Source organism: Pseudomonas syringae (assembly GCF_023278085.1).
GTDB classification, from domain to species: domain Bacteria; phylum Pseudomonadota; class Gammaproteobacteria; order Pseudomonadales; family Pseudomonadaceae; genus Aquipseudomonas; species Aquipseudomonas syringae_Q.
Map to the genome: position 1 here is coordinate 1,296,559 of NZ_CP066265.1, position 13,665 is coordinate 1,310,223.

A 13,665-nucleotide genomic window follows, 5' to 3' on the forward strand; every position below is an offset into this window, starting at 1 on the left:
CCGTCAGTCGAGTTTCTTGTTCACTTTTGCCATCAGCAACTGTATGTCGTTCTTGCGGCCCGCGTCTGCCTCTTCCCGGCCCGGACGCGGCGGCGCTTGCAAGGCCTTGTTAAGGGCATCCCGCGCTTGAGCATAGTTGCTTTGATCAAACTGATGTTTGGCCCAGAAAAACAGCGGGTCCACGCCGTTCGGGTTGATCTTCAGCGCCTGCTCCAGCAATTGTCCGGCTTTGGCGGTGTCACCAAAAGCGATCGGCCAGCCCGGGACGTTGTCGTACAGCGCAGCGAGGCTGGTATAGGCCGAGCCCTGCAAGGCGTTGGGGTCCAGACTCAGTGCCTTTTCCAGATCGGCCTTGGCCTGCCTGGCCTTGCCCAATGCGCCGATACCGCCCTGGGCACCGGCCCAGCTGCTGGTAACGATACCTGACCAGATCCACGCTTCTGCGGCAGTCGGGCGATCCTGAGTGAATACCGAAGCCTGACTGGCCAGTTTTTCGAACGCATCGACGCGCTGTGCGTCCGGCAGGCTGTACTGAATGTGCGCCCATTCCTTTTGAATACCGGCCAGACGCTGCTGGTCGGGTGCATCCAGTGCCCAGAGAGGCAGGCTGATCAGGCTCATGACGATAAAAGCAATGATTTTCATGGGATGTGTTTCTCTTCCGGAGCAGGAGTACTCAGGTGACGGATCAAGGGCAGATGCTTGCGCAGGCCGCGGTCTACCAGGGTTGGCAAAATGCTGTTGAGCCTGACAAAAAAGCGCTCAGGCCAGCCCAGGTACAGTTCTCGCCGGCCACCCGCGATTGCGTTGAGCACCGCGCGTGCAACGTCTTGCGGATCATCGACTGCCGAACTCAGCGCGTCATTCAGCGCCTGCGCAGCGGGGCTGTTCATGCCGGTCTGGGTTGCCCTGGGAGCAACGTACAGAACGCCGACGTTGGTGTCGGCCAGCTCGCGCCGCAAGGCCTCGGAAAAGCCGCGCAATGCGAACTTGCTGGCGCAGTACGTGGCGTATCCTGCATGACCGATGGAGCCATAAGTAGAGCCGACATTCACCACCATGGCCTGGCTGGCTTGCTTGAGCACCGGCAGCATCAGGCTGGTCAAAAGAATCGGTGCATGCACATTAATGGTCAGCATGGATTCGATGTCAGGCGCCGACAACTGTTCAAGCATCGCAAAGTGGTTGGTGCCTGCGGCATTGATCAGCAGGTTGACGCCTTGCAGGGCAACGGCAGACCGTACAACGTGAGTGCGTCCCTGTGCAGTGCACAAGTCGGCCTCTACCCAATGCAGGTGAGCAGGGTATTGCGCGAGTAACCGGCGTAAGGGTTGCTGGCGCCGCGATACCGCCAGCACGTGTGCGCCCTGTCTGCACAACGCTTCGGCAATCTCCAGGCCTATGCCGCCACTGGCGCCGGTCAAAACGACCTTCGTTTCAGACAGTCGCATGAGCCCGCTCCTGTTGAGCCTGAACGACGGCACCCGGCAACTCGCGAAACATGTCGGTGTACAGGCGGTAAACCATCCGCGATGCATGAATCACCGCCTGTTGATCCTGCGGGTCTTCTACCTGATCCATCAGTTTGCGGAAGGTCTCCATATGGCCGATGTCCAGGCTGCCGTGAGAACTCAGGTAGCTGAACGCGTCGGGTCCAAGCCCGAGCCCTTGGCGCATGCTGTCGGCTGCATGGGTGGCCAGGGCGATGCTGGTGCCCTCAAGGACATTGACCATGCCGAACAGCCCCACTGGGTTACCGCGCGCTATGAGGTCGTAAAGGTAGGCGACCATCAGCTCGATTGGCGTGCCGGGTTGCCCTTTCTCTACGGCATCGGCATTTGCGCCGCAGGCCCGCAGGTCATTGAGTATCCACTGCTCATGGCCGTATTCGTCGTCTATGTATTCACACACGGCAGCGCGCAGCCATTCCAGGCGCGAAGGCAGACGGGCACCGCAGGCCATCATCAGCGGTACGGTATGACGAACGTGGTAGTAAGCCTGGGAAAGAAAGGCCCGGTAGCTTTCCAGGCTGACCTGACCGGCCATGGCCTGACGGATGATCGGCAGGGTGAAGAGGGTTTCGCGTTGTTGCTGGGTAGCATCCTGCAGGGTCTGGAAAAAACTCATGATGCGGCACCTAGTGGCAGGTTTGAGGAAATGAACAGATGACGGAATTGATCAAGAATGGCGTCGCGACGCGGTCGGCCATTGGCCGTGGACAGGCCGTTGGTGGTGCTGAACGGTTCACTCAGTCGGGTCCAGCTCTGCACCCGGGCGTAATCGGGTAACCTTTGGTTGGCCTTGGCAACGGCTTCTGCCAGTTGCAGGTCGCTGATTTCGGGACGGGACGGCCACAGCAGCGCATGATTGAACGGCAATGCTTCGCCGTAAACGAACGCCTGTGCAATGCGGCCGCTCTGGGTGAGCTCGGCTTCTACCCATTCGGGGTTGACGTTGCGTCCGAAGCTGGTGACGAACTGATGCTTCTTGCGACCTTTCAGGTACAGATAGCCCTCGGCATCGAACTCGCCCAGATCACCTGTTGGCCACCAGGTATCGGCCGGTGCCGTTTCGCCCAGATAACCCAGCATAGGACTGCCAGACACCAATACTTCGCCGTCGCCTGCGAGGCGCAATTGAACGTGGGGCAGTGGGCGGCCAACGCTGCCGGAGCGATGAGCGCCAGGCCGATTGAGTGCGACCACTGATGCGCATTCCGACAGGCCGTAGCCTTCGAAAACCGGGAGGCCTGCGGCGTGAGCACGCTGCAGCAGGTCAACGCTGACGCGAGCCCCTCCGACTGCCACGAAGCGCAGCATTGACGCATCAAAAGCGCCAGCCTCGCGAGCGGTCACCAGCAACAGGAGCAGTTGCGGGACCAGAATCATGCTGTCCGGTCGTCGCTGGTGCAAAAATATCAGCAGGCGAGCGGTGTCGACGCCACTGGCGCCCTGAATGCCGAGCGTTTGCTGGCTGGGCAGGCTGACGCATCCTCCTGCATAAAGGGCGGCGTAACAGCCGATGTTTTCCAGCAGGATGGCCAGTGGCAACAGCGTCAGGTGATGGCTGGGGCGCACCGATTGACTGGCTTCAAAAAGTCCGCGAGCGACGGTCAGGACGCTGTCGGCGCTCAGACAAACACCTTTCGGGGTTCCTGTGGTGCCCGATGTGAACGTCAGTTTGGCGGTGCCGACCGGCATCTTTGTTTGCCCGGCAATGGCGCGCCGCCAGAATGAATCGCCCGGTACATAGCCAGCTGCCTGTAATTCTTGTGCAAAGCCTGGTTCGGCAATCACCGAGTCGGCCTGGCTTTGCTCCAGACAATGCCGTTTTTGATCAAGGCTGAAAAAGGGCGGCAAGGCCACGCAGCTCAACCCCTCGAACAGTATCGCCAAGTCCCAGAGCATGGCGTTCGGACCATTCTCCAGCAACAGCGCCACGACTTTTGCACCCGCGCTGCGCAGTTGCTCGCGACGCCTGGTGATTTCGTTGATCAGTACTGCGTAATCCAGGGTCAGGTCGTCACCGCGCAGGGCGACAGCGTGGGGCTGATCGCTGGCAATGGTCAGCAATCGTTGCCAGAAGGCTTGAGTTTCATGCGACATGGCAATGTGGCTCCAGGGTTTGTGGCAGCCCGAAGCGCTCGAAGATGCCCATGCTACTCAGGTGCAGGAAGCCGGCGCGGATATCTCCGACATGCACATTGGGCCTGGAGTCGTAGTACGAGCCCCAGGTGTGACGTGTTTCGCCGAGCCGCGCAGGGTCGGCAGCGCATAGCGTGACCGGTTGCAGGCCGAGGCGGTTGAAACTGTTGACCAATCCGGCGTTGCCCGTGAAGGCGACCCACTCCAGGCCGCCCATCGCCAGCAGCCAGGTGACGGTGATGATGCTTAGTCGTGCACTGCCGAAGCTGTTGGCCGCGAGGTTGCCGACTTCGACGATGCCATGCCGCTCGACCGAACGGCCCGCGGCCGCATGGACCTGCTGTTCGATGGGCTGATCCAGATAGCGCTCCAGAAACAGCGTGTCGATACTGGCGCGACGGATACCGGCCACTGCGCATAACGCGCCGCTGCCATCGCTCAGCCCGAAAAGCTCGGGCATGAATTGTCGAATGTCGGCGTTGTGCGCCTTGCGAAATTGCTGCTGAACGAACAGTTCCAGCGCCTGACGTTGAGGCTCGTCGGCCATGGCGCGGGAGAGGGTCAGGGCGCATGCCTCCGGATTACCGAAGCACAGGGGTAGGCAAATATTCCAGTCGATAGCGGGCATTGGCGAGGTTCCTCTCCCAGTCAGCGGGTAGGGAGAAGTATCGGGAGGGTTTCTTAACCGAATCTGAAGGTGAAAAAAAGTTTTGCAGCCGCTCGTGTCGCTAAAATGCGCTTGCGCGAGGGCTTTTGGTGCCGATACAGGGCGTGCGATACAGCCCTTATCGGCTCATAGGCAAACAAAATCGGCCATTGGTAGTAAAGAAACTCGGCCCCGGCGCTCGAAACCGTTAGGCTATGCAGCTGTATTTTTGTTTTTCGTCGAGGTAGCACCCGTGTTTTCCGAATTCGCCCTGCACGAACGCCTGCTTAAAGCTGTGGCCGAGCTTAAATTTGTCGAGCCTACGCCTGTGCAGTCGGCCGCCATCCCGTTGGCTTTGCAAGGGCGCGACCTGCGGGTGACTGCGCAAACTGGTAGCGGCAAGACTGCGGCATTTGTACTGCCGATCCTCAACCGCCTGATTGGCCCGGCCAAGGTTCGCGTCGATATCCGCGCGGTGATCCTGCTGCCGACCCGCGAGCTGGCGCAACAGACCCTCAAGGAAGTCGAGCGGTTCTCCCAGTTCACGTTCGTCAAGGCCGGTCTGGTCACTGGCGGCGAAGACTTCAAGGCGCAGGCGGCCATGCTGCGTAAGGTGCCGGATATCCTGATCGGTACGCCGGGTCGTCTGCTGGAGCAGCTCAACGCTGGCAATCTGGACCTCAAGCACGTTGAAGTGCTGGTGCTGGACGAAGCCGACCGCATGCTGGACATGGGCTTCTCCGAAGACGTCGAGCGTCTGGCGGGGGAGTGCGCCGGTCGTGAGCAGACCATGCTGTTCTCCGCGACCACCGGCGGTGCCGGCCTGCGTGAAATGATCGGCAAGGTGCTCAAGGATCCACAGCATCTGCAAGTCAACAACGTCAGCGAACTGGCGTCTGGCACACGCCATCAGATCATCACTGCCGACCACAACGTTCATAAAGAGCAGGTCCTGAACTGGCTGCTGTCGAACGAGACTTACCAGAAAGCCATTATCTTCACCAACACCAAGGCGATGGCTGATCGTCTGTACGGTCGTCTGGTGGCGCTGGAATACAAAGCGTTCGTGCTGCACGGCGACAAGGATCAGAAGGACCGCAAGGCGGCCATTGATCGTCTGAAGCAGGGTGGTGCGAAGATCATGGTCGCTACCGATGTGGCGGCACGCGGTCTTGATGTCGAAGGCCTGGACATGGTGATCAACTTCGACATGCCGCGCAGCGGCGACGACTACGTACACCGTGTCGGCCGGACCGGTCGTGCGGGCAGTGACGGTCTGGCGATCTCGCTGATCTGCCACGGTGACTGGAACCTGATGTCGAGCATCGAGCGCTACCTCAAGCAGAGCTTCGAGCGCCGCGTCATCAAAGAAGTCAAAGGCACTTACGGCGGCCCTAAAAAGGTCAAGGCGTCGGGCAAGGCGGTCGGCGTCAAGAAGAAAAAGACCGACGTGAAGGGCGACAAGAAAAAAGTCGCCGCCAAAGGTCCGACCAAGCGCAAGACCGCCAACCGTCCCAAGTCTGATCTGGTCAGCCAGGACGGCATGGCACCGCTGAAAAAACGCAGCACCCCGGCACCCGCCCCAGAGTGATTGCCGTGACCGTTCCCGCGCAGGCGGGAGCGGTCAGCTTCTTCCCCTGTTTGCCTTCTTGCAGACAACCGCCTGTTATACCTTCCAGCAGCTTCTCTGAACCGTCATAAACCCCGCAGGTCACATTTTCTGAGTCGTATGCCTGTGGCTGGATGTTATGGGCGATCAATCCATGCTGGACGGAGGTTTAGAAAAATGACTTACAACTGGGATCTTATCGAGAGCCTGCTGCACGACGTTCAGAACGACGGCACTCAATCGACAACCACTGAATTCGAAACACTGCTGAACCGCGGGTTCATTGAGCCGCGTCCGGTCGAAGAGGGCGGCAATGGTTCGACTTACATTCTTACCAAGCGCGGCGCAAGCCTGCTGGCTCTTATCGACAGCGCTATCCCTGATAACGCCCATCCGCTTCAGGTCTTGAACGAACACGATGATCCTCTCGACCCGGCGACGTTCGACATAATCGCCTCCAAGCCTCAGATCGCCTGAAACAGACAGAACGCGGAGCGTCCAGAACGGCGCTACCACGCGGAGCGTGGGAGCGATAACCGTAAAGCTGGACACCTCCCGTTTCTCACGCTCCCACGAGGTGTGTATATAGCGATGAGCATCTTGCGCTCGATTACTGCTGCGATTTCAGGCAATCCAGTTCAGTAAAGTCCTTGCGCATATCTGCAATCCGGCTCAGCAAGCGGGTGCGTTGTTCCGGGGTGCTCATGGCGGTGACGTCGACGATCAGTGAGATCGCCGCCTTTTCCGTCTGGTCGTAGGCTTTGCGGTATTCCGGCGTCCAGAATGTCTCGCGGTCCTGCAGCAGGGCGGCGATGCGCTGCGGAAAGTCGCTGGACTGGCGCTGCTGCACGGTGGCGAGAAACAGGTTCTGCCAGCGTGTGCGGTTATCGATCCAGGCTTTATTCTGCTCGCCAAGCGAGGCGGACCAGGTCTGGATGCGATCCTTCTGTGCCTGATTCAGCTTGCCTATCCACGGCGTCAGTCGTTTTTCCATGCGGTCGGCGCGCTCGGCAATCTGGCGCTCCAGCGGTTGGTCGAGGTATTTGTTCTCGCGTTTGCGCTGATCTTTGGCAAACGATTCCTGCATTTCCTGCACCTGCTTGTCGTCAAAGCGCGAAAGCAGTTCGACGGCAGACGGTGTGATCTCTCGGGAAATCGTCGATATGGCCTCTTTGGCCTCGCGGGTGCGGGCCTCAAGCCCCTCGTAGGTCACCTGATCGTTCTTGACCATCTCCTCCAGCTTGTCCAGCCAGGCCAGATAACTCGGCAACTGGGTGCTGCAATGCCAGCTCAAATGTTCTTTGAGCCGCGTATCCAGCCAGCCTTTCTGTTCCGAGTTCATGTCCAGATAGTCGCTGAGCGTCCATGGAATGATCACGTCGAGGTTGCGATACGCCAAGCCCACCTGATTGCATCCGGCAAGCAGTGAGACGGTCATCAACAGGGTAATGAAGCCTTTGAAAAGAGACGGCATGACAACTCCTTGGCGTACTGACTTGCAGTAGAGGAGTGTAATGGCTAGCAGTTCAACCCGGATAATGTGTCAGAAGAATGCACGCACGGCTTTCAGCGTGAAGGTGCCTTCACATCGCGCGTTGTGACCACTGTAAACACTGCAATCGCCGCCACTCAGGCTGGAGCCGCTGTAGATCAGGTTCATGTCGATGCCCAGCCAGGGGCGTGAGAGGTTCAGTGACCAGTCATTGAAACCGCTGATCAGGCTGCCATCGGTAGACGCCTGCGGAATGTCGAATTGATGATTGGCGTACTGCATGCGTACGCCCACGCCCAATTGCTCGATAGCCCCCAAGTCCACAAACACCGTGCTGTCGCGGCTGCCGACGTCATTGCTGAAGGCTGCACCGACGCGGCTGTTGAGCATGCGCAGCCCGGCGTAAAATTCGTGGCTGTCGATCTGGTCGGTGTCCGGGTAGCTGTAGCGGATCATGCCCAGCTCGTAGCCCAGGGTGTTGTCGAAGGGCTTTTTGAAGCCCATGTACGAGTCAAGCTCCATGCCGCTGTCGGAGGCGAAGCCCATATTGGGTGTCCACTGGCCGAAGTAAAAGCCGCTTGCGTGAGTCAGGTCGAGCCCGCCATGGAACGAGTCCGAGCCGCCGCTGGGCGTGACCAGCCCTTGCGCCATGCTGCGCGTGGGTGTGGTGGCAAGTTTCAGGTCGAATTGACCCAAATCCCGCTCCAGAACCTGGGCAGAAACGGTTTGACAGAAAATCAATGCGCTGAAAGACAGCACCTGCAAGCGATGGCTGAGCATGGCTCACTCCTTGATCTGCGAGGAGTGTGGTCAGAAATGGCGTATCGAAAATGGCTGGGGAGCCGACACAAGCCGCGTGCTAGAGCGCTGTAAGGATACCGGTGAAATACTGTCCGGTCCGACCGTTCGTCGATCCGCCGGTCTATCGGTTAACAGCTGCCACATTGGCGGACGGAATGACCAGCCCGCGAATGACCACCAGCGCCTGCTCGAACGACGGATAACCACTCTTGGCGACATCCAGTTCGGCGTACTCGGAGCGGTAGTGCTCGGACAAGGTCGGGTCGCTGATGCTCAACTGCTGGGAGAGCAGGGCAATAGCCAGCGGATGCTTGTGTTTTGCTGCAGTTTGCAGCAGGTCGACGATCTGCTTCTGGTCGGCTTGCTGGCGGATCAGCAATACGGCCTGATAGAACTCGGCTTCGCCCGACGCATCATCGATGCCGGCGCGGCGCAGGATGGCTTCAGCCAGTTCGTAATTTTCGCGGTTGTCTTCGCTGATCAGCAATTTGGCCTGGAGCATGTCGTTCTGATACAGCAGATGCCCGGCCCGGCAAGGGCTGTCGGTCAGCTGGCTGTCATTGGGATTTTCGCAGTGGTGCGATGCGCAACCACCGAGATAGACAAGTGCGCCGAAAAGCATCCAGTTCTTCATTCGAGCATTCCGCAAATGAGACAGCGTCCAGAGCGTGATCCTGCTCATGGTCAATGTGATATCAGAGAAGAGAGTAGCAGCGAGACCGGAAGAATATCCAGCGAAGGATCGTCAATCTAGCGCCTTGGCGGCAAGACGCGTAGAGATCGACTGGCGAATGCGGTGTTACTTTTTACCCAGATTGATCTGTTTGGACGGTGCGAAAGTCTGGCCACTCACGCCTTTGGCAATTTGCTGAATTTCGCCGCCGGATTTCAGGAAAGCCGCAATTTGCGCGTTGATCGAGTCGCTCGTTTCAACGGCTGGGGCGGGTTTGGCTTTCGAGTGGGATGCTTTGATACGCATGGCTGCCATTTACCTTCATAAACGTAATACGGCCAGCCAGAATACAGGAAATGCCTGAATCCTGCTTGGCAAATATAGTGGCTGTCGAGCGACATATAAAAGCGTCACACGCCGCGGCCGTGCTGCCATGGCCTGGCTAACTCTATGTTTTTAATAACAAGATCACCTCACGCACAACGTGTGGCATGTGCCGCAGACTGAGGTGCACTGACAGGGAAACTGACGAGCGGAAGACTTGCCCGCGCCTCAGGCAGCGCAGCGCGAACATGAACCCAAACTCGGGTAGAATGCCGCCCACGTAATGAGGGTATCTGGAAATGGCTTTAATCGGGCGCTACAACAGCTTGCAAATCGTCAAGCACACGCACTTCGGTCTGTATCTGGACGGTACGCAGGACGGCGAGATTCTTCTGCCCAATCGCTACATCCCCAAGGATGTTCCGACCGAAGATGAAGACTGGCTCAACGTCTTCATCTATCTGGACAGCGAAGACAAGCTGATCGCCACCACTGAAAAACCCAAGGTTCAGGTCGGCGAGTTCGCCAGCCTCAAGGTGGTCGAAGTCAACAGTATCGGTGTGTTCCTCGACTGGGGTCTGCCCAAGGATCTGTTGCTGCCGTACTCCGAAGAGAAGCGCACCTTGCAGGCCGGCGAGTATTGCGTGGTGCACGTCTATCTCGACAAGCACACGCGCCGCATCACGGCTACTGCGCGTCTTGACCGTTATCTGGACAAGACCCCGGCCAACTACAGCGTCGGGCAGGAAGTCGATTTGCTGGTGGCGGAAGCGACCGACATGGGCTTCAAGGCCATTATCAACAATAAGCACTGGGGCCTGATTCACAAGAACGAAGTGTTCAAGTTCATGCGCGCCGGCAAGCAGGAGAAAGGCTTCATCAAGGAAATCCGGGCCGATGGCAATATCAGCCTGAGCCTGCAACCGGTCGGTGCGGAAGCAGCCAGCAGCCTGAATTCGAAGATTCTCTCCAAGCTGCGCGAAAACAACGGCACGCTGCCGGTCAACGACAAGAGCGATCCGCAGGTGATCAGTGGTTTGTTCGGCGTCAGCAAAGGCAACTTCAAAAAGGCCATTGGTGCGTTGTACAAACAAGGGCTGATCGTGATTCACGCCGACCGCATCGATCTGGTCTGATCAAGCGTTGCCAGCCCGTAGACCTGAGTGTGCAGGCGATGCACCTCAGGCCCGGGCGGCAAGCTCGTCGATTTCCCGGCTCAGGCGTTCGAACGGCAACGTACCGCTGAACACCCGGGCCTGCTCCAGCGCCTCGTTGCCGCGACGCAGCAGCACGACCGGTACGGCCCTGAGCCCCAGTGTCTGTGCCAGTTGCTGGTCTGCCAGCACTTGGGCTTCGTAGTCACTGGAAGCAAGCGCACGCTCCAGCGCGTGTTGATCCAGGCCTGTACTGGTGGCCAGCGCCAGCAGCGTCTGTACCTCGCCTATATCCAGGCCTTTCTCGAAAAACGCCTTGAAGGCTTCCTTGTGAAAAGCACCGAAGCGGCCCGTTTCTCTGGCGAACGCTGCCGCCTCCAGTACTTTGCGGCTGCGTGGCTGGACGGTTGGCATCTTCATCACTACCTGACGCCGGTCAGCCATCGGCAACACCGAGCGTGACCAGGTCTCGCGCAGATAGTCGGCATTCGGGTCGAGTGCGGTCAGCGGATCGGGACGCAATTCAAACGCGTGCCAGTTGAATTCGAGCCGCTCACCGTAGGTCTGGCCAAGCTGCTCCAGAACGGATAACTGCAAGTAGCAGAACGGGCAGACATAGTCGCTCCAGACATCGATTTTCAAAGGGGCAACAGTGCTCATTGAATAAAACTCCTTAACGCTAGTTAACACTGACTCCTGTAAGCGCTTAAAAGTCCTGACATTCGAAGGATCGATTGTCATCACGGGTGGGTCCTATCGTTATCAGGCTTCTCATCATTCTGCTGAAGGACTCCCCCATGAAAAAATATCTCGTGGCTTACGTCGCCACATTGCTGGCGTTTCTGATCCTTGATGGTCTTTGGCTGGGCGTGATCATGGGGCCGACCTACCGGGAATGGTTGGGGCCACTGATGCTGGCCACGCCCGTGCTGGGGCCGGCTGTCGCGTTCTATCTGCTTTACGGGGTGGGCGTGGTGGTATTCGGCGTGATGCCTGCGGTTCGCGAACAGCGCTTGGGCAGGGCGACGCTCTACAGCGGCCTGCTGGGGCTGGTCGCCTACGGCACTTATGACTTGACCAACTGGGCCACACTTCAGGGCTGGCCCGCGCAACTGGCGCTGGTGGACCTGGCCTGGGGTACAGTGGTGTCGGCGTTGGCGGGGACGGCAGGTTATTTGGCGGTGCGACGCTTTACTTGATGGGTTAACTCATCAGCAGCAGTGTTACGTGTTGAAAGTCGCGATCAGGCGACTTTCACTCAGCTCGGGCATCACGCTTACTTTTGCAAAAAACCGGCAAAACCCAGGTTACTGCCCTTGGGGCGCATGTCTTTGAGGAACGAGTCCTTGTCGGCGCTCAACTCCAGGCTGACCGTCGGCTTGCGCTTGTCGGCATTGCGTACCTCAAGGCCTTCCATGTGATCGCGCATGAACACCGTGGTCACCTTCAAGTGCAGCAGTTGATCGGTCTCTGGCGTGTGCAGCAGCAGGTGCAGCCACTCGTACTGGCCCACTTGCAGGCGCGGGACCGGCAGGTCGAACCACCAGATGTTGCGTTTGGGGTCGAGCACGGCGAAATGGGTGTTGTTGACGCCAAGCACTGCGCCGCCCAGATCCTGGTTTCTGCGCGCGATGGCCAGCTTTTTATCGAGTTTCATAATGTTCCTGCAAATCGGATTGTTCAGCCTGTCGGCCTTGCCGGACAACGGTGCCGCGCATTCTCGCACAAAGTTCGCCGCAACTCGTCGTAAGCGCTTGAAATGCAGGGCTGGCGGGCAGCAGACGAGCGGTACGAAAGGGCCGCAATATTCTTGCAACTCTTGGCGAGAGGCGCGGGTCAATCATTATGTCGAGTACGACATCCGATTCCAGCGCGGTCTTCAGACCCAGGAGATTTTCGATGAGCAGCACCAGCGATAAAGTCAAAGGCATGGCCAACGAAGCAGTTGGTAACGTCAAGCAGGCTGTTGGCAAGGCCACCGACAACACCAAACTGCAGGGTGAAGGCAAAGCGCAAGAGCTGAAAGGCGAAGGCCAGCAGGCCAAAGGCGAAGTGAAGGACGCTATCAAGAAGGGCGTCGACAAGGTGTAAGTTGACCGTTTTCGGCGTTTGAACGCCGGAACAGGCCACACCGCTAACGGTCATCCACGGATGGCCGTTATGCTTTCTGCTTCAGGGAACTGAAACCTTTCCTGACCTGCCCAGTCAATGTGCCATCGGTAATCGCAGGCCCGTTACCTTGATCGTACCGGCCGATGCCGGAAATTCCGGTCTTCAGGATGTTAGGTGTTCCAGTAAGGGAGCAAGAGGAAGCGCCATGATTTTCCCCCATTTGCGTAATTTGCGCGTCGGTAAAGTGTTGGTGCGCACCGTCAACGAGTTTCTCGATGACGAGATGTCCACGTATGCCTCAGCACTGGCTTACCAGATGCTGTTTTCACTGTTCCCGTTTCTGCTGTTTCTGATCGCGCTGATCGGCTTCCTGCATTTGCCGGACTTTTTCTCCTGGCTGCGGCTGCAATCCGAGTTCCTGCTGCCACCCCAGGCGCTTGAGCAGGTCAACCCGGTCATCGATCAGTTGCAGCAATCGAAAGGCGGGCTGCTGTCGATCGGTATCGTGATCGCGCTATGGACGGCTTCAGCCGGTGTGCGTTTGATGATGAGCGCCATGAACGCCGCGTACGATGTGGTCGAAGGGCGGCCGATCTGGAAGCGTCTGCCACTGTCGATTCTGTATACCGTCGGTATTGCCGGCATGTTGCTGGCTGCAGCGGCCTTCATGGTGCTCGGGCCGCAGGTCATGAACTGGATCGCCGCGCAGATCGGTATGGAAGACTTCATTGTCACGCTGTGGACCATCCTGCGCTGGCCGGCGATCATCCTGCTGTTGATGATCGCAGTGGCGCTGATCTACTACGTGATGCCTGACGTCAAACAGGAGTTTCGCTTTATCACGCCGGGCTCGGTGCTGGCGGTGGTGGTGTGGATCGTCGCCTCGCTGGCGTTCGGGTTCTACGTCAAAACCTTCGCCGATTACAACGCGATGTACGGCAGTATCGGTGCGATCATCGTGTTGCTGCTGTATTTCTATATTTCCGCTGCCGTGTTGCTGCTGGGGGCGGAAATGAATGCGGTGATCGAGCACATGTCCGCTGAAGGCAAAGAAGCAGGCGAGAAAGAACCGGGCGACGGCCTCGGCGATGACCAGAGCGACACAGGTGCCAAACAGCATGTTTCCGGCCTGGGCCGCGATCATTCCGTGCCGCTGCCAAAGGCAGATGAAACCTGATTGTTAACTGTGGCAAGATCGCCTTTTACGTAA

The 13,665-nt window shown here is 58.4% G+C and carries 18 protein-coding genes; 7 read left to right on the forward strand and 11 right to left on the reverse strand.

Going from position 1 to position 13,665, the window contains the following annotated elements:
• Positions 1–3: 3 nt before the first annotated feature.
• From I9H07_RS05845 to I9H07_RS05865, 5 genes are read right to left on the reverse strand one after another with little or no spacing between them, the layout of a single operon-like run.
• Positions 4–645: a tetratricopeptide repeat protein gene (locus tag I9H07_RS05845; protein WP_058392620.1), complete on the reverse strand. Its 642-nt coding sequence runs from the start codon at positions 643–645 to the stop codon at positions 4–6.
• Positions 642–1,451: an SDR family oxidoreductase gene (locus tag I9H07_RS05850; RefSeq protein WP_058392621.1), complete on the reverse strand. Its 810-nt coding sequence runs from the start codon at positions 1,449–1,451 to the stop codon at positions 642–644. Before I9H07_RS05850 ends, I9H07_RS05845 begins: the two co-directional genes overlap by 4 nt.
• Complete coding sequence (locus I9H07_RS05855) at positions 1,438–2,127, reverse strand: TenA family transcriptional regulator (RefSeq protein WP_024674656.1); 690 nt, start codon at positions 2,125–2,127, stop codon at positions 1,438–1,440. Before I9H07_RS05855 ends, I9H07_RS05850 begins: the two co-directional genes overlap by 14 nt.
• Complete coding sequence (locus I9H07_RS05860; RefSeq protein ID WP_236423650.1) at positions 2,124–3,605, reverse strand: AMP-binding protein; 1,482 nt, start codon at positions 3,603–3,605, stop codon at positions 2,124–2,126. The genes I9H07_RS05855 and I9H07_RS05860 overlap by 4 nt, the downstream gene beginning before the upstream one ends.
• Positions 3,595–4,272, reverse strand: coding sequence for a thermostable hemolysin (locus I9H07_RS05865; protein WP_024674658.1), 678 nt, complete (start codon positions 4,270–4,272; stop codon positions 3,595–3,597). Before I9H07_RS05865 ends, I9H07_RS05860 begins: the two co-directional genes overlap by 11 nt.
• Positions 4,273–4,543: 271 nt before the next feature.
• Here I9H07_RS05865 and I9H07_RS05870 point away from each other — a divergent pair, with 271 nt between their 5' ends.
• Positions 4,544–5,881 carry a DEAD/DEAH box helicase gene (locus tag I9H07_RS05870; protein WP_024674659.1) on the forward strand — a complete coding sequence of 446 codons (1,338 nt, stop codon included), beginning with the start codon at positions 4,544–4,546 and terminating at the stop codon, positions 5,879–5,881.
• Between the two features lie 195 nt (positions 5,882–6,076).
• On the forward strand, positions 6,077–6,376 hold the full coding sequence (locus I9H07_RS05875) for a hypothetical protein (RefSeq protein WP_024674660.1): 300 nt from the start codon (positions 6,077–6,079) through the stop codon (positions 6,374–6,376).
• 133 nt (positions 6,377–6,509) lie between these two features.
• On the opposite strand, the gene I9H07_RS05880 is transcribed toward I9H07_RS05875, so the two are convergent.
• The 4 genes from I9H07_RS05880 to I9H07_RS05895 form a co-directional block, all read right to left on the reverse strand.
• Complete coding sequence (locus I9H07_RS05880; RefSeq protein ID WP_024674661.1) at positions 6,510–7,373, reverse strand: DUF6279 family lipoprotein; 864 nt, start codon at positions 7,371–7,373, stop codon at positions 6,510–6,512.
• Between the two features lie 69 nt (positions 7,374–7,442).
• Positions 7,443–8,171 (reverse strand): TorF family putative porin, encoded by a 729-nt coding sequence (locus I9H07_RS05885; protein WP_024674662.1) that lies wholly within the window; start codon positions 8,169–8,171, stop codon positions 7,443–7,445.
• A 142-nt stretch (positions 8,172–8,313) separates the two neighbouring features.
• Positions 8,314–8,826 carry a hypothetical protein gene (locus tag I9H07_RS05890; RefSeq protein ID WP_024643698.1) on the reverse strand — a complete coding sequence of 171 codons (513 nt, stop codon included), beginning with the start codon at positions 8,824–8,826 and terminating at the stop codon, positions 8,314–8,316.
• A gap of 165 nt (positions 8,827–8,991) precedes the next feature.
• Positions 8,992–9,180, reverse strand: a complete 189-nt coding sequence (locus tag I9H07_RS05895) for a hypothetical protein (protein WP_002554403.1) — start codon at positions 9,178–9,180, stop codon at positions 8,992–8,994.
• A gap of 308 nt (positions 9,181–9,488) precedes the next feature.
• On the opposite strand from I9H07_RS05895, the gene I9H07_RS05900 reads away from it, so the two are divergent.
• Complete coding sequence (locus I9H07_RS05900) at positions 9,489–10,325, forward strand: CvfB family protein (protein WP_024674663.1); 837 nt, start codon at positions 9,489–9,491, stop codon at positions 10,323–10,325.
• 45 nt (positions 10,326–10,370) lie between these two features.
• On the opposite strand, the gene I9H07_RS05905 is transcribed toward I9H07_RS05900, so the two are convergent.
• On the reverse strand, positions 10,371–11,003 hold the full coding sequence (locus I9H07_RS05905; RefSeq protein WP_058823932.1) for a DsbA family oxidoreductase: 633 nt from the start codon (positions 11,001–11,003) through the stop codon (positions 10,371–10,373).
• A 137-nt stretch (positions 11,004–11,140) separates the two neighbouring features.
• Here I9H07_RS05905 and I9H07_RS05910 point away from each other — a divergent pair, with 137 nt between their 5' ends.
• Positions 11,141–11,542 (forward strand): DUF2177 family protein, encoded by a 402-nt coding sequence (locus I9H07_RS05910; protein WP_236423648.1) that lies wholly within the window; start codon positions 11,141–11,143, stop codon positions 11,540–11,542.
• Positions 11,543–11,619: 77 nt separating this feature from the next.
• Here I9H07_RS05910 and I9H07_RS05915 read toward each other — a convergent pair whose 3' ends face one another.
• On the reverse strand, positions 11,620–12,000 hold the full coding sequence (locus tag I9H07_RS05915) for a hypothetical protein (protein ID WP_024674666.1): 381 nt from the start codon (positions 11,998–12,000) through the stop codon (positions 11,620–11,622).
• Between the two features lies 1 nt (position 12,001).
• Between I9H07_RS05915 and I9H07_RS05920 the strand changes: the two genes are divergently transcribed.
• The 3 genes from I9H07_RS05920 to I9H07_RS05930 all read left to right on the forward strand — a co-directional run bounded on the left by I9H07_RS05920 (position 12,002) and on the right by I9H07_RS05930 (position 13,632).
• The gene (locus tag I9H07_RS05920) at positions 12,002–12,262 is read left to right on the forward strand and encodes a hypothetical protein (protein WP_058392625.1); all 261 of its coding nucleotides are present in this window, start codon (positions 12,002–12,004) and stop codon (positions 12,260–12,262) included.
• The gene (locus tag I9H07_RS05925) at positions 12,243–12,434 is read left to right on the forward strand and encodes a CsbD family protein (protein WP_024674668.1); all 192 of its coding nucleotides are present in this window, start codon (positions 12,243–12,245) and stop codon (positions 12,432–12,434) included. The genes I9H07_RS05920 and I9H07_RS05925 overlap by 20 nt, the downstream gene beginning before the upstream one ends.
• A 226-nt stretch (positions 12,435–12,660) precedes the next feature.
• On the forward strand, positions 12,661–13,632 hold the full coding sequence (locus I9H07_RS05930; protein ID WP_058392626.1) for a YihY/virulence factor BrkB family protein: 972 nt from the start codon (positions 12,661–12,663) through the stop codon (positions 13,630–13,632).
• Positions 13,633–13,665 lie beyond the last annotated feature (33 nt).

Coding starts and splice junctions, on each gene's coding strand:
- I9H07_RS05845 (WP_058392620.1), bottom strand. CDS start 645: ATGAAAATCATTGCTTTTATCGTCATGAGCCTGATCAGCCTGCCTCTC.
- I9H07_RS05850 (WP_058392621.1), bottom strand. CDS start 1,451: ATGCGACTGTCTGAAACGAAGGTCGTTTTGACCGGCGCCAGTGGCGGC.
- I9H07_RS05855 (WP_024674656.1), bottom strand. CDS start 2,127: ATGAGTTTTTTCCAGACCCTGCAGGATGCTACCCAGCAACAACGCGAA.
- I9H07_RS05860 (WP_236423650.1), bottom strand. CDS start 3,605: ATGTCGCATGAAACTCAAGCCTTCTGGCAACGATTGCTGACCATTGCC.
- I9H07_RS05865 (WP_024674658.1), bottom strand. CDS start 4,272: ATGCCCGCTATCGACTGGAATATTTGCCTACCCCTGTGCTTCGGTAAT.
- I9H07_RS05875 (WP_024674660.1), top strand. CDS start 6,077: ATGACTTACAACTGGGATCTTATCGAGAGCCTGCTGCACGACGTTCAG.
- I9H07_RS05880 (WP_024674661.1), bottom strand. CDS start 7,373: ATGCCGTCTCTTTTCAAAGGCTTCATTACCCTGTTGATGACCGTCTCA.
- I9H07_RS05885 (WP_024674662.1), bottom strand. CDS start 8,171: ATGCTCAGCCATCGCTTGCAGGTGCTGTCTTTCAGCGCATTGATTTTC.
- I9H07_RS05890 (WP_024643698.1), bottom strand. CDS start 8,826: ATGAAGAACTGGATGCTTTTCGGCGCACTTGTCTATCTCGGTGGTTGC.
- I9H07_RS05895 (WP_002554403.1), bottom strand. CDS start 9,180: ATGGCAGCCATGCGTATCAAAGCATCCCACTCGAAAGCCAAACCCGCC.
- I9H07_RS05900 (WP_024674663.1), top strand. CDS start 9,489: ATGGCTTTAATCGGGCGCTACAACAGCTTGCAAATCGTCAAGCACACG.
- I9H07_RS05905 (WP_058823932.1), bottom strand. CDS start 11,003: ATGAGCACTGTTGCCCCTTTGAAAATCGATGTCTGGAGCGACTATGTC.
- I9H07_RS05910 (WP_236423648.1), top strand. CDS start 11,141: ATGAAAAAATATCTCGTGGCTTACGTCGCCACATTGCTGGCGTTTCTG.
- I9H07_RS05915 (WP_024674666.1), bottom strand. CDS start 12,000: ATGAAACTCGATAAAAAGCTGGCCATCGCGCGCAGAAACCAGGATCTG.
- I9H07_RS05920 (WP_058392625.1), top strand. CDS start 12,002: ATGTTCCTGCAAATCGGATTGTTCAGCCTGTCGGCCTTGCCGGACAAC.
- I9H07_RS05925 (WP_024674668.1), top strand. CDS start 12,243: ATGAGCAGCACCAGCGATAAAGTCAAAGGCATGGCCAACGAAGCAGTT.
- I9H07_RS05930 (WP_058392626.1), top strand. CDS start 12,661: ATGATTTTCCCCCATTTGCGTAATTTGCGCGTCGGTAAAGTGTTGGTG.